Here is a 13,616-nt window from a genome sequence, read left to right on the forward strand (position 1 = left end):
CTTGGCCTATTCATTTTGATCGCCTGCGGAATATCCATATAGTGAAGTCTGAAAGGGTGGTGGGTAAACTGACACGTAAAAAATGGAAAGGAAGCGCACCTGTTCAAGCCGCTTCCTCCAGCCAAACTCCTCCTCGTAGTGCAGCATCAGTGGAACAGTCAGACAATTGGTCAGGTTATGTAATCACCAGTTGGAAAAAAAATGCGGTGCGCAGTATTTCAGGACATTGGGTCGTCCCCCGCATTCGGCGCAGCCGGACAAACACCTATTCTTCCGCCTGGCTTGGAATCGATGGGTACCGCAATAGCTCGCTGATTCAGACGGGAACCGGACAGGATTTCGTGAATGGCAAGCCTGTTTATTACCCGTGGTGGGAGATTCTGCCCGCTCCTGAGACGAAGATCAACTACCCCGTTAGCCCCAAGGATCATATGTATGCAAGAATTTCCAGAATCAGCGGCAGCAAATGGCGCATTGTCCTGATCAATAAGACAAAAGGGTGGACCTTTAAAAAGACCGTCCCTTATACCGGTCCCGCTACCTCAGCGGAGTGGATAATCGAGGCCCCCTCGCTTAACGGGCAGACAACGCAGCTTGCCAATTACGGGAAAACAGCGTTTCGCAAAAGCCGGGTAAATGGTAAAAATCCCTTATTGAAGCCAAGCAATCGATTCATTATGGTTCAGAACAATCAAGTGGTCTCCACCCCCTCCCTTCCGAACAAGAAAAGGGATGGGTTTACCGTAGCCTACGGATCGAGGCTCCCGAAGCCTCAAATGCGAACCCGCAAAAAATAACTGTACAGCAAAAAGGGGCTGCCCATAAGTCCACCAAAATAAATGGGCTGTCCCATAAGTCCATCAAAATAAAAGGGGCTCTCCCATAAGTCCCCAAAACAAAAAATGGAAGGAAAACCGTAATGTTTTCCTTCCATTTTTTTGTTTGTCTGTTTTCCCGGAAAATAGTCAGGCGGATACCTAGCAATCTCGGGTAATCGTACCTTAATCACATAACTTGTACGACATTTCGTCTGAAACACTGGCTGCAGTTGGCTGCAGGCCCTTAATAAATTAAAGCCCTGGCATTTGTACGATTTGTCATACAAATCTCGGGCAATCGCCCTTCAACCCCATGCATTTGTACGATTTGTCATACAAATCTTGGGTAATTGCCCTTCAATCCCCTGTATTTGTACGACGTTTCATACAAATCTCGGGTATTCGCCCTTCAACCCCATGCATTTGTACGACATTTCGTATAAAACGCAGGAAACAAGCCCGCGACCCCCGCCAGCCCTGGCTATTTTCTGCTGGAGTTGTGCCTGAGAATTCAATGGCATGACTTCTGGCTGAACCGCCACTTTTCGGACAGCCCCTTTCTCTTCAAATAACGATATCTTCCCGGTAAGTAAGCCTAAAATTGCAGCAAGGGTGATCAGGTTAATAGGTCTGATCCCGCAGCAGTTCATCCAACCATAATTCCTGATGCAGCTTCATGCCTGAGGCCAGCATTGCATCCACAAGCTCCATGTCCCACAATCCACGATACTCCTGCAATCTCGCTTTTTCCTTGTCATCCATTGGAATTCCTTGCTGTGCATAACGCGTGAATACACCTCTATCCATGAGCCATGGACAGAATGCACTCTTGTATCGCTGTTCTAAACTATGCGCTATTCCCAGTCCAGCCGGATCCAGATCGCCTGCATATTGAAGCTTGCGCTCTCCAGGCTGAGCCAGCAGAATGTCCAGCAGACGAATTACAGCTGTAGTCGGTTGACCGTTGCCACATAGTATGATCGGTGCAGCAGCCGCACTTCCCGCTGATTGTCCCGTTTTATGAATGTTCGTGTCGGCCGGCTCGGTTACACCAGCAGATTTGCGAACGCTCGTATCGGCCGGCCCGCCAACACCAGCAGATTTGCGAACGCTCGTATCGGCTGGCCCGCCAACACCTGCGGTTTTGCGAACGCCCGCTTCGGTTGGCCCGGCAATCCCTGCAGTTTTACGAACGCTCGCATCGATCAGCTCGGCAAATACTGACGGATTCTCCACCATCAGGATGTGCTTCGCCGACAACCGGTCGATCTGCTCCGGCTGGATAGCCTCCACCTGACGCAAAGTGAGCACTCGCTCCTCGCATACGCCAAATAGCTCTGGCGCATATAGCAATACCTGTGAAGACAGATCATCGTCAGCTACGCCGCCACGACGATAGCCCTCACGAATCATCATGGCCTGCGTGTGGCCTGTCTCTGTCTTCAACTGCTCTCCGCTTGCATCCTCCAACCAATCACCGGGCGTGTGACCTGTAATTGAAGTTAAGCCCCACCAGAATAGACGCCCAAGCGGATATTTCCAATCCAATGCATGAGCATCGCCGGTAACCTGTGCCGCCAGAACAGGGAGACGAATCGGTCTGTCTCCCATCCCCCTACTGCTTGCAACCCGGCGCAGGGCCCGCAGACAATGCACCATACAGCGCTGAGCTTCCTGCGGCGACTGGGCAAACATAGTGCGAAAAGTTCGGCTGCCGGGCGCTGCTTCCTCCAAAACACCTATAGCCCAGCGCCTCACTACATCATCTCCGGTCTGGAACGGAGCTGTCTTTTCCACATCTGCCTTTTCCTGATCCGTCTTTTCCAGACCTGACTTTTCCAAACTCGCCTTTTCCTGATCCGCCTTTTCCAGGCCTGACTTTTCCAAACTCGCTTTTTCCAAATCCGCCGGTTCCAGACCTGCCTGCTCCATGGCCGCACTAATGATGCCGCGCCACCCCGCACTCGACTGCACTTCTTCCTCCAACCGGGTAAGTACAGGCCTGCCTCTCAGCACAGCGAGCAGTTCAGGAATGGTTAGCTGGAAGCGGCTCTCAAGCAATAGCTTGTTAAATTTTAGTACGGAATAAGACCTCGTCTCCCCTTTCACAGGAGGGCTGTAGACCCCAAAAAAACCATCCAGCTTCTCGCGCTCATCATCACGAATATCGTTAAGAACGACAGAACCTCTTGCCCCATTGCGGGAAGCTCTGTGCTTTCGTTCCAACTCTGTCAGGAACCGTTCAAAGCCAGGATGAGCAAAGTAGCTGCGAATTTCATCAGATTTCCTCAAGCGTTCACCCTCTCTTTCGGCTTCTCTATCAGCTCTTCTATTAGCTGGTTGCTTCCGTTCTCGAAGCCTCTGACAACTCCGCCACTGGCTCCAGCAGGCGTCCGTTCCAGCGATGGCGTAGTACGGTCACATAGCTCGCATCTTTGGGCCTGTAGATTTCACAGATGGAAAGCCGAGGCACCGTATCGTAACAGCCCCACAATACTTGCGAAGTCATCATATAATCGAAGTCCATTTCGGTCAGCAGACCGAACAGGTCGCGAATATTCTCATCATCTACCCCAGCGAAGGCCTCATCAAGCGAGATCAGCTTCGGCGCTTCCGCACTCGCGTCCGCATAGCGCGAATACGTTGCCGCGAACAGCGGAATATACATCGACATCGCTTTTTCGCCGCCGCTAAGCACATTGAACCGCGCATCGGTCAGTTCGCGATACTGTGTCTCGTCGCCTTTCTTGTAGCGCAGCGAGAATTGGAACCAGGAGCGGTAATCCAGCATGTCATAGATATGCTTGCGCAGAGCTTCCCGCTCTTCCAGCGCTCCCTGCTTCGCCCACTGCACGCGCGAACGGAAATGCTCAACCAGCCGTTCCGCCTCGTCATCGTGGAGCAGATGCACATCCTTGCGCAATAGCTCGACCAGTTCATCGCTATTCAGTTCGGACTCCGATTGCGCGGCCTTAGGCACCCACTGCAGCTGCAGCTTCAAGCCGCTTGATGTGTCCCGCTCCGCCATCAGCCGGTTCATCGTCTTCAGCCATAACTCCGCGCGCTGGATTCGCTGGCGGATGGACTTGCCGACGCTGCGGAGAATAATTTCCTCGAATAACTCCCGATCCTTTTCGCTCAGCAGATTTTGCTGCTCAATCAGATCATCGCTCAACTCAGTGAGAAGCGCAGCCGGCTGCTGCGGACGGGTACGGTCGCGCATCGACAGCAGCGTAATCCGGCCTGCCTCACTGATCTCAACCTCCAGCACATATTCGCCGAGCAAGTGCTTGGAGACATTGTAATGGTCCTGCAGCACACCGCTCAGGCGCTCTCTGGTTGTACGGGCAAATCCTGTCTCCAGCTCCGTGACGATACTCCTGCATGCCGACAGCCAATCCGCAGGCGATGCTTCATCCAGCTCACGTTCTGTCGTCTCCGGAACAAGACGCCGCTTCCATTCGGAGAGAAACGCCCGTTTTCTCCGCTTTGTCTCCTCATCCGCCTGCAGCTCCTGATCAGCCAACCGGCTTTGCCGCTCACGAAGCACGGCTATGCGTGAGGCGATGTCCACCATCGCTTCCGCCAGCTGGCTACGCTTGCGTTCCAGCTCCTGGCGTTCCGCCTTCAGACTGCTGATGCGGTTATACAGATCGCTGATTCCTAGCTCCTCCATCAGCTTTCGCAGCTGCTCGGCTTTTACACGCAATGCGTACTGCTTGTCCAACAATTCATCACGCTGTTCTTCCTCCACCTCCGCCAGTTCCATCTGTTCCTGAGCTTCAGCCTCGTAACGCTTCACTTCTTCCGTCCGCTGCCGGTATTCCCGCCAATCCGAGAGCAGCTGCGAGAGCCCCGTCTTATAGTCGCTCACCGCATGAAGCGCCTCCTGCAGATCCCGCAACGTCTTCAGGCGCGACCATTGTGCTGTCATTGCAATAAAAGCTTGTTTGAGCTCAGCCCATTGCTGCTGCTTGAGCCGCAGCTGTTCCGCCTGCTTGTTCTCTTGCTCCATCAACAGCTGAAAACGCGTAGTCGCCTCATAGTGAGCTGCCCATGCCTTGCGCAATTGTTCATACGTCTCATCCCGCAGCGGAAAAGCAGCCAGTTCCTGCTGCAGCATATTTAGAACTTGCGTATGCTCCGCGATCCGTTCCCTCAATAATGCCAGCCTGCTCTCAACCTCAGCGATCTCTTGACCCAGGCGGGCTATCTCAGCCAGTTTGTACTGTCTCCGGGCCTCCTTGCCGATATACTGCGCACGATGACCATCCGGGTTCAGCTTACCCAATAGCGGACCGAGCCGGTAATGGTCTCTGCCAACGACAAAGGATTCCGGCTCCATGAGCTTCTGATCCAACTGCTCCAACTGGTCCGTCTGCCACATCTCCCCCCAAGCAAATGAGCGCAGCACCGCATCCACTTGCTGCACGGACAGCCCGGACTCCGCAGAAGGCACAGCCTTCAGCACATCCGCCAGTGTGTATCCCCATTCTATAGGCTGCGGTATAATCCACAGTTCTTCGTCCGCTTCAGACACTGCGCTCATCTGGCCGTCAGGCCGTATCCAGGCATCCAGCACTCCGCTATCAAGCAGCGCCAGCTCAATGCCGGCACGATGTTCAGGATTCACATGAGGCAAAAATTCGCATACCTCGTACAGCGGAGCTCCCTGCCTTTCCGCGTAACCCGCCCGGGTTTGAATCCTCGCGGAACTGCGCGCCGGCTCTGGTTCCCGCGTTTGTTCCCACGCCTGTTTCTCGGCATGCAGAGCATCCAGCTCAGCCTGTATCTCCTTCGCCTGCTGTTCCAGCTCCAGCCGGGACGACATCAGCTCCTGTCTTCTGTCATCAGCCTCGCGGCGCACCGGCTCCAGCACCGCCTCGACATTTTGCTGCTCATAAGACAGCCCGCTGCTTGCAGCTAACATCTCCTGTACAGCATGCTCCCCCAATTTAAGATGAACCAGCTTCTGCTTCCATGCCAACAGCTGTTCCTTCCAGTTGTAGAGGGCAGACTCTGAGTTCGCCTCACAGCGGCGTACAGCATGCTCCGCCTCATCACGTTCCGCACGCAGTTCTCCCAGCTGCCGGTCAAGCTCAGCCGCCAGCATGCCCGCTTCCCTTTCACGCTCAGCTAAAGCTTTTGCTTCGGAAAGCCCCACTTGATGCTCTTCCAAGTCTCGCCGCCAAGCGCTCACAAATGAGATGTCCTCCGGCGGCTCGGGCTGCCAATAGCGCGCGTAGACCCCATGATGCGTGAATTCCAGCTCGGACGCCAGACTTTCCAGATCGAGCAGCGCTTCCTCCTGCTGAGTGAGCAGCTCTGCCTGCTGCTTCCCCGCTTTGTCTGCCGCTAGCTCAGCCGCCTCCTGGCTGCGCAAGGCAGCTGTCAACCGCTTCTGAGCCTGGGTCACATACTGCTCCGTTTCCTTCAGCGCCTGCTCCGTCTGTTCAAGCTCATGCTGCTTCTCAATGACTTCACTGCGGCCGAGCAGTTCAAGCTCCGTCTCAACGGCTACTATTCGTTCCTGATTGGCGGCCTGCCTGTCTTCCGTCTCTCTTTTCCCTTGCAGCGCATGCTGCAGCTCCTGTGAAAGCCCGGACAGATTATGCTGCACCTCTTCCTGGGCTTTATGCGCCTGCAGCAGCTGCTCGCCACTCTGATACAGCAGATAGCGATTGTATTGATCATAACTACGAACCAGCTTTTCCAGTTCACTGCGATGCAGCTTCAATTCCTCCAGACGATCCGCCAGCTGATCCATATCCTCCATGACTTCCGACAGCGGCCGCAAATCCTCCTCGTGCAGCGGCGGCAAAGCCCGCACCAGAATATCGTAGATGGCGGTCGGCTTCACGTCCTTGGACAGCTTCGGGCTGCGCAGCTGGATGAGCAGGTTTAACAAATCGATGTAGCTTTCCTTGTCATGAAAGCCAAACAAACTGCGATTAACCAACTCGCGATAGGCCCGCTGCTCCTGGACCACCTGCCCGCCAGCGCCAATGGCCTGCTCCAAAGCTTTGCGATCCAGAGGATATTTTTCTCTTCGCTCCTCCCATTGCAGCCTGTCATAGAGCCAGAAGTCCTCGTTTATCCGTCTTCCGTCATCCAGCAGAAAACCCCAAAAACCGACCTGGGCCGCTCCGCGCCGGGCACGCAAACCAATTCCAATCGTCTTATACAAACCTTTGGCAGGGTGATAAAATTCAAGCCACAAGTAACCCGTCCTATCCGAATGCTCTTCCTTGTCGCCCAGCAGATAATATTCGATTTTGCGATCTCTGGAACCGAACGGATCGAGCCGGTTCGGATGCTTGTCCCCATCCAGAACTAGCGGGATAAAGCTTTGCATCGTCACCGATTTGCCCGCACCGTTCGTTCCACGCAGTACAAGACGCCCCTGCTCCAGCGCAAACTCCTCATCCTCATAAAACCAGAAGTTGAGGATGCCTGCTCTGTTCATCTGCCAGCGGTTGCGCTCCTCCAACTCCCAAAGTCCGGCCTTCATCCTTTTCTTTCCTCCCCGTCATCCCATGTATAGTGTGCATCCCATCTGGCAGCTGCCGCTGACACGATAAAGTGCTTGCGGCCCGCTTCTTCACTCCATCGTCCAAGGCCCCATTGCGTCATATGCGCCGTCAGCGTTTCCGATAACTCAGGCAAGCCCATATCCCGGTGCTCCTTGCTCCAATATTCACCGTACTTTTGCTTCATGCTGTACAGCAGCTGTTCCACTTCCGACGAGGAAAGCTCCACCGTACCCTGTTCCGTTACATAACCTTCTTGTTCTGCAGCTATCATGCGCAGCTCTCCAGCAAATAACAGTACCAGGTCAGAAATTGCCGCCGCCGTAGGAAACAGCGTGCACTCCCCGCTCAATTCAGGATAGAAAAAATACAATCCTTCTTTGTAGCGGCTGCCCTCCAGGCCGAACATGAACTGCAGCTGGTCGATCAAGTTTCGCCGCTGCGTCTGAACGTAATACAGCTCATCCGGATGCCAATCCTGATCTGCAACCGCAGGCTCCAGCAGCAGACGCCGGTAAATGCGGTGCCTGCGACGGCGCAGCTCACCGTCAACCGTCTCGGGGTAAACTACCTGTTCACTGAAATCATCGATCTGATGGTATGTCTTCAACTCCCGCGGAAAATGGCGCAGCACAAACCGGGCAGTCGGTGCGCATTCGTACAATACATTCTTTGTCTGGTTGTCGCGCGCCCATTCTGTCTCTTCACCGTCAATATGCCGCAGCACACCAAGCTGCCGCAGCTTTTTCAGCGCCCGGACCATGGACATGCGATGCTGATAATTCTCCCAATCCATAACCAGCCCTGAAGCGATAAGCTGCTCGCTTACTTGCTCGATGATATCGGTCAGAACAAACTGATCCAGCTCTGTCTTGCTCTCCAGATACCAGAGCGCATACGTGAACAAGGCATAATCCCGGGGCTCGCGAAATTCCGCAAATCCCATCCATGGCTTGGCTGCAACAGGCGACTTGTCCAGTTTGGCCATCGTCCTGGTCAAGATTAGCGAGAAACCGGTAAACTCCGAGAACCAGTCGCGCAGTTCCGTGTACTGATCGCGAATCGCATAGAATAGTTCCGGGTCCTCCTCCTTCGTGATCCAATGGCGGTTCAAGAGCGCATGGGCACTGGCCCGGCGCCGCTCGTTCCAGTGCTCCGCATCCGCTTTGTTATTCGCCCGCATGCGTCGGAGCGTATAGGAAGTGGTCCCCCCTCTAGCCATAACTCCGCTCTCCTTCCGTGACTTCAAGCAAATAATTCCTCATCGTCAGATCGCCATCGTCGCTCCGCAGCACGGCAACATCCTCATCATCATCCGGAAATTCGAGTTTGATGCGATATCCGTCCGCTGTGACGAATGAGCGCGATGCTGCTGCCGTACAGCGGCCAATCCACTGCAGCAATCGCATGCGCTCCTTCCTCCGCATCACAGGCATGTCCGCGATTCGCACTTTCCCCCTGTTCCGCATGACCTCGATAAACTCCCGCTCCTCTTCAAGCTGCTTCAACAGCTGCTCTCTAAAAACCTCGCGCTTGTCGGCATAACTGCGGACGGGCTCTGCGGAAGAGCGGCTGAGACGCTTACGGCTGCGCGAGCGGATATTGCGCAGGTTCGCAGGCTCATCCCAACTGGATACATCCGCCCGCTCTGTATTCTTCTCATCATGACCTTGAAAATGCCGTGTTGCAAACAAGCCAAAGGAATAAGCGGCAAGTTTATGCGCGTCATCCAGACTTTCAATCTGCGCAAAGCGGCGTCCCAGCTCCTCCAGGTCATGCCTTCTGCTCAGCCCGCCCCGCCTGCGCTCCTGCAGCCGAACCGCGCTGCGAACCACTTTTGCAATAGCATCCTTGGTTGCCCGTTCCAATAATGTCAGCTCGCTCAACTCCAACGCGTCGCCAACGAACCAGCGTTTGAGGTTTGCCCAGCCCTGGTTGTACTCCAACAGCAATTCCTCCGCCGACTTGCCCTCCTCTAGGCGCGGCTTGGCCATCTCGTCAGCGAGTACTTTTTCCAGGTAGGTCTCCTTCAGCCCGTCACTGATCTGCTGCAATTGGCCTTCGATTCTGTAGGCGCTGCGCTGCAGCCCTTTGACAAAATGCTGCAAGTAATTGACCAGGTTGTCCTTCAGCATCAGGAAGCCTTCAGTTGCCATCATCTCCTCCGCCTGAATCGAATGGATACTGGCTATGAAGTCCGCCGCATTTTCGTGCATCGTTTTAAACGCCTCATACAGCTTCTCCCAATTGCGCAGCGCTTCACCCGCTTCGAATTCCAGTGAACGCAATCGGATATCATGAATGCATTCGGTTATCGTATCGAAATAAGTCGTCTCCAGCGAGCCGCCGTACCCTTTTATCTGCTCCAGCGTCTCCAGCATCCGTTCAATCTCGATCGCATATTGTGTCAACATGTATTGGCTTTTCTTGCGCATGTACTCTTCCACCGAAAGCGCGCGTCCACCGTCATGGCGGGAGGCTAGATTGCCCCAAACCTTCAGGCTCTCCAAATCGGACATGCACTGCTCCAGCGTATATCCTTCCAGCACATCCCATGCTTTTACACCCTCGTATATTTCTTCAGGACGCAGCCAATATTTTAGCCGTTGATACTCCCTATAACAGAATTTCATTACTGCGCGATAGCGCGAAACATTCGTTGCAGTCAAATAGGCAAGCTCGGGGACCGCCCTTAGTCCCGAAAGTGTTATGATGGGCTCCACATTTTATTTCCCCTTCGTTAAGAAAAGTAAGAGTTAGTCCGCGTTTTCCCTGCAGCAAGATTCGACATAAATATCGTTTCCACACTACATTTTACACTATAGTTTGGCCCCAAGCTTTTAAAAATCAGAGGAGATTGCTGCCTTTTTTTACATTTGACTGCTCTACCAGCTTTCTTGCTGTCTGGATAACACGTTCTTTAGGAGCCAGAAAAGATTCGGAATATGACCAATCATTAATTGTAAAAAGCAATTTCACAAAGCATGTGCTCAAAGCAAGTGAACAAAGCAATTGCGAACAATTGGAAATAAAAAATAACCCCAAGAAATCCTGGAGTTAAATGCGCGAGGGCAAGCGTTAGCCGTCTCGTCACGCAGGAACACTCGTACAACTCGCAAACCAACTTTTAAGACGGGCAGGACAGACATCTGGGGTGCGTTGGTATCACAACACACCGACACCTTTATTTTAAACATTAGCATAGTTTTTTGGGTTTATTCCCCACTATGCACTTGGTTCTGTAAAAGCTTACAACTAGCTTCGCTAACGGCACTGCGAAACAGCTCGTCTACCACATCCATTCCTGCAGCTATTTCTTCCACCGTTCTAACTCCATATAGTTTCTCCAGTTTTGCCACCACTTCGGGAGGAAAATCCCGAGACGCATGAACCAGAAAACAGTCAGCTTGAAATGGGGTATAGATTATCCGAAGCACATCTACGAGCGGATTCAAAACATACTTTTGATAGTAAATTAACGACTCTAAAAAAAGCCCGCGCTTTGTATATTTAGCCGCCCGGCTCTTTTGGCTGTAAATATCTTGGGCTCGCAATAGTTGGGTATGCAGCCGCGACCGGAGAGTTTCGTAATCAATGGTCTGATATTTTACAATATCGGCCTTATCTACCAGCACCACTGGAACCACAGTTCTGTCTTCTTTAATAAAGGAAACCGGGAAGCTTTCACTTTGAATAGTTACATCAATAAGGAGAGTATCCGGCGTTCCGTCAAGGTGGTACACTTTATAGCGATTATTGGTGCTTCGACCGGGTTGTTCATAGGAAATGTTAAATTTCCCCAACCCGCCCAGGCATTCATCCAATCTCCTGAACGCATCATCAATACAGCCTTCTTTGGTGTAACATACTAAATCAATATCAGAATACTCATCCAAACTTTCTGTACCATCTGCTCCCTCCAACCAGAGAGCTAAGATATAATCTTCATTTTCAAGATCATCCACAATTCTTTTTATAATGGACTCGCGGGTAATAGCCAACCTGTAAACCTCCCAACATCTATTAACCTTTATTAACCTTCATCTTTTAACCTTTTAAATGGAAAAAGTCAATATTACATCGAGAGGGTATAAAGGATGCTGGTATTGACTTAACATGGAGTATATCAAATTCCTTCATGTTGATGAATTGAAATAGGTATAATAATAAACTACAAATTAAATCCGCTGGTAATGGTAATTCTAAAACTCGGCATAAAATATTTAACATAGATGGGACCGGTTACTTTGTTCTGCTTGGTGAAAATGATAATTTAGGCAGTGCCAAAGTATCAGTTGGCGGGGGAAATTTATGCTCTCCCTATTCCAAATGATGATAACGTACTGCCTGCCTTTTTCTAATATTGCCGCTAAGGATATTGCAGTAATATAGGTTCAAGAATCATAATAAGACTTAGAAGGGGACTAGGATCAGATGAATGAGATCATCGAAGCGAGGACTGCCCTGCCTAAACCTTCATCTGAATGGTTCATCATCACAGTACAGCCGCTGCCGCATAGATGATGATTATAATTTGGTGAAGAGGTGATCAAGCTATGCTCATACTATCGCTGATCATGTCACTGGGGCTCTTATCCGGGATGATTCTTTTTCGGAGACAGACCGTTCCTCAAGCAAGCGGTCAAGACAACGCCCCCCCTGCCCTATCAGTTATTATTCCCGCCAGAAACGAAGAGCGCAACCTGCCCCGGCTGCTCGAATCGCTCAAGCTTCAAACCCTTCAGCCTGACGAAGTGATCGTCATCGACGATCATTCGGAAGACCGCACCCGGACGATTGCGGAAAGCTACGGCGGCGTCCAAGTCATCTCAGCGCCCGAATTGCCCGATGGCTGGACCGGCAAAGGCTGGGCCGTATGGAACGGCTACCTGCAATCAACCGGAGATCTTCTACTCTTCCTGGATGCGGATGTTCGCCTTGCGGATAATGCCCTGCAATCCCTCGTTCGCGAGCAACAACGCCAAGGCGGTGTCCTGTCCGTCATCCCTTACCATGTAACGGAGAAGTTTTATGAGAAATTTGCGATGCTCCTGAATGTATTAGGGGTATTTGCCTTTACCTCCCCTTTTGAGAAACGAAACCAGGCAAAAGGGCTTTACGGAGCCTGCATCATGACAACAAGAGAGGATTACGATAAGATCGGCGGCCACCACTCCATCCGCTCCGAAATGCTGGATGACCTCAATCTGGGCGCTCGCTTTCACAAGGCCGGGATCAAAATCTCCAACTATATCGGCCGCGAGCTTATTTCTTTTCGCATGTATCCGAACGGATTCAAAAGCGAGCTGGAAGGGTTCGCCAAGGGAGCTGTCCTGAGCGCCTCCACACTCCACCCCTTTACATTGATATTTATTATTGCATGGATCCTGGGATTGGCCGCTTCATCCTGCAGTTTCTTTTTCATCGGACATAGCGCATTTCTCCCTTTATTCCTGGGATATGTAATGTACGCCATCGCGTTATCCTGCATCAACCGTTTTGTGGGACGATTCGGCATCATTCACCCTCTCTTCCATTTTTTATCGGTTCTCTTCTTTCTGATCGTGGTCGGCTATTCCTTGTACCAATCGGCTGTCCGCAGGAAGGTTGTCTGGAAAGGCAGGTACATTGATGTCGGGAGGGATCGATGATGATACTCGTACTCGTCATAACTGCTGGCTGCTTTCTGTGCGGTTCTCTCCTGTTCTCCTACTGGATCGGACTGCTGTTAAATATAAATATACGTTCGACTGGAGACGGCAATCCGGGGGCCGCTAACCTCTGGAAAGCTGCTGGATACCGGCTCGGTATACTCGGGGTTGCGTTGGATTTTTTAAAAGGGTATGTGCCGATCGTGCTCGTTACAAGTAGCGGCTTACTGTCAGGGTATTCGCTTATTCCCATCGCGCTGGCCCCGATTGCCGGGCATGTTTTCTCCCCTTTTTTAAGGTTTAACGGCGGCAAAGGCATCGCAGTCAGCTTTGGCGTATGGAGTGCTTTGACGGAGTTCCGCGCCTCTCTTTGCTATGCTGTAATTCTGGCCGTGTTGTTCGCTATAACGAAAGCGGTTGCCAGAGGAAGAAAATCGACAAGCCAGGAAGACGGATTACAGACCACGGTAGGATTGCTGTTATTATCCGTCTATTTGCTATTTGGAGGTTATCCGGCCTACATGCTTTGGATCTGGCTTGGAAACTTCCTACTCTTATTATGGAAGAATAAAGATGGGATAGTCCAGATTTCCCGAGATAAGTTCCGAAAGGATAGG

8 protein-coding genes are annotated in these 13,616 nt (G+C 52.0%); 3 read left to right on the forward strand and 5 right to left on the reverse strand.

The window, feature by feature from the left end:
* Window positions 1–56 precede the first annotated feature (56 nt).
* The gene (locus PSHG_RS28250) at window positions 57–797 is read left to right on the forward strand and encodes a G1 family glutamic endopeptidase (protein ID WP_157213472.1); all 741 of its coding nucleotides are present in this window, start codon (window positions 57–59) and stop codon (window positions 795–797) included.
* 642 nt (window positions 798–1,439) lie between these two features.
* Here the strand turns inward: PSHG_RS28250 and PSHG_RS18685 are convergent.
* The 5 genes from PSHG_RS18685 to PSHG_RS18710 form a co-directional block, all read right to left on the reverse strand.
* On the reverse strand, window positions 1,440–3,110 hold the full coding sequence (locus PSHG_RS18685) for a TIGR02679 domain-containing protein (protein WP_010276138.1): 1,671 nt from the start codon (window positions 3,108–3,110) through the stop codon (window positions 1,440–1,442).
* Between the two features lie 40 nt (window positions 3,111–3,150).
* A complete protein-coding gene (locus PSHG_RS18690) occupies window positions 3,151–7,329 on the reverse strand; it encodes a TIGR02680 family protein (protein ID WP_010276142.1) in 4,179 nt (1,392 codons plus the stop codon).
* Entirely contained in the window at window positions 7,326–8,570 is a 1,245-nt protein-coding gene (locus tag PSHG_RS18695; RefSeq protein ID WP_010276144.1) for a TIGR02678 family protein, read from the reverse strand. Before PSHG_RS18695 ends, PSHG_RS18690 begins: the two co-directional genes overlap by 4 nt.
* Window positions 8,563–10,071 (reverse strand): TIGR02677 family protein, encoded by a 1,509-nt coding sequence (locus tag PSHG_RS18700; protein ID WP_010276146.1) that lies wholly within the window; start codon window positions 10,069–10,071, stop codon window positions 8,563–8,565. The genes PSHG_RS18695 and PSHG_RS18700 overlap by 8 nt, the downstream gene beginning before the upstream one ends.
* A gap of 492 nt (window positions 10,072–10,563) precedes the next feature.
* The gene (locus PSHG_RS18710; protein ID WP_010276150.1) at window positions 10,564–11,349 is read right to left on the reverse strand and encodes a hypothetical protein; all 786 of its coding nucleotides are present in this window, start codon (window positions 11,347–11,349) and stop codon (window positions 10,564–10,566) included.
* Between the two features lie 555 nt (window positions 11,350–11,904).
* Between PSHG_RS18710 and PSHG_RS18715 the strand changes: the two genes are divergently transcribed.
* Together PSHG_RS18715 and PSHG_RS28255 are read left to right on the forward strand one after the other, a co-directional pair.
* Window positions 11,905–12,999: a glycosyltransferase gene (locus tag PSHG_RS18715; protein WP_010276155.1), complete on the forward strand. Its 1,095-nt coding sequence runs from the start codon at window positions 11,905–11,907 to the stop codon at window positions 12,997–12,999.
* Window positions 12,996–13,616, forward strand: a 621-nt coding sequence (locus PSHG_RS28255) for a glycerol-3-phosphate acyltransferase (protein ID WP_081505192.1), incomplete at its 3' end; no start/stop codon positions are given. The genes PSHG_RS18715 and PSHG_RS28255, both read left to right, overlap by 4 nt.

Source organism: Paenibacillus senegalensis JC66 (assembly GCF_000285515.1).
Lineage (GTDB): Bacteria > Bacillota > Bacilli > Paenibacillales > NBRC-103111 > Paenibacillus_L > Paenibacillus_L senegalensis.

Excerpts from the sequence above, each read along its gene's own strand:
- PSHG_RS18715 (WP_010276155.1), top strand. The coding sequence starts at position 11,905 with ATGCTCATACTATCGCTGATCATGTCACTGGGGCTCTTATCCGGGATG.
- PSHG_RS18690 (WP_010276142.1), bottom strand. The coding sequence starts at position 7,329 with ATGAAGGCCGGACTTTGGGAGTTGGAGGAGCGCAACCGCTGGCAGATG.
- PSHG_RS18695 (WP_010276144.1), bottom strand. The coding sequence starts at position 8,570 with ATGGCTAGAGGGGGGACCACTTCCTATACGCTCCGACGCATGCGGGCG.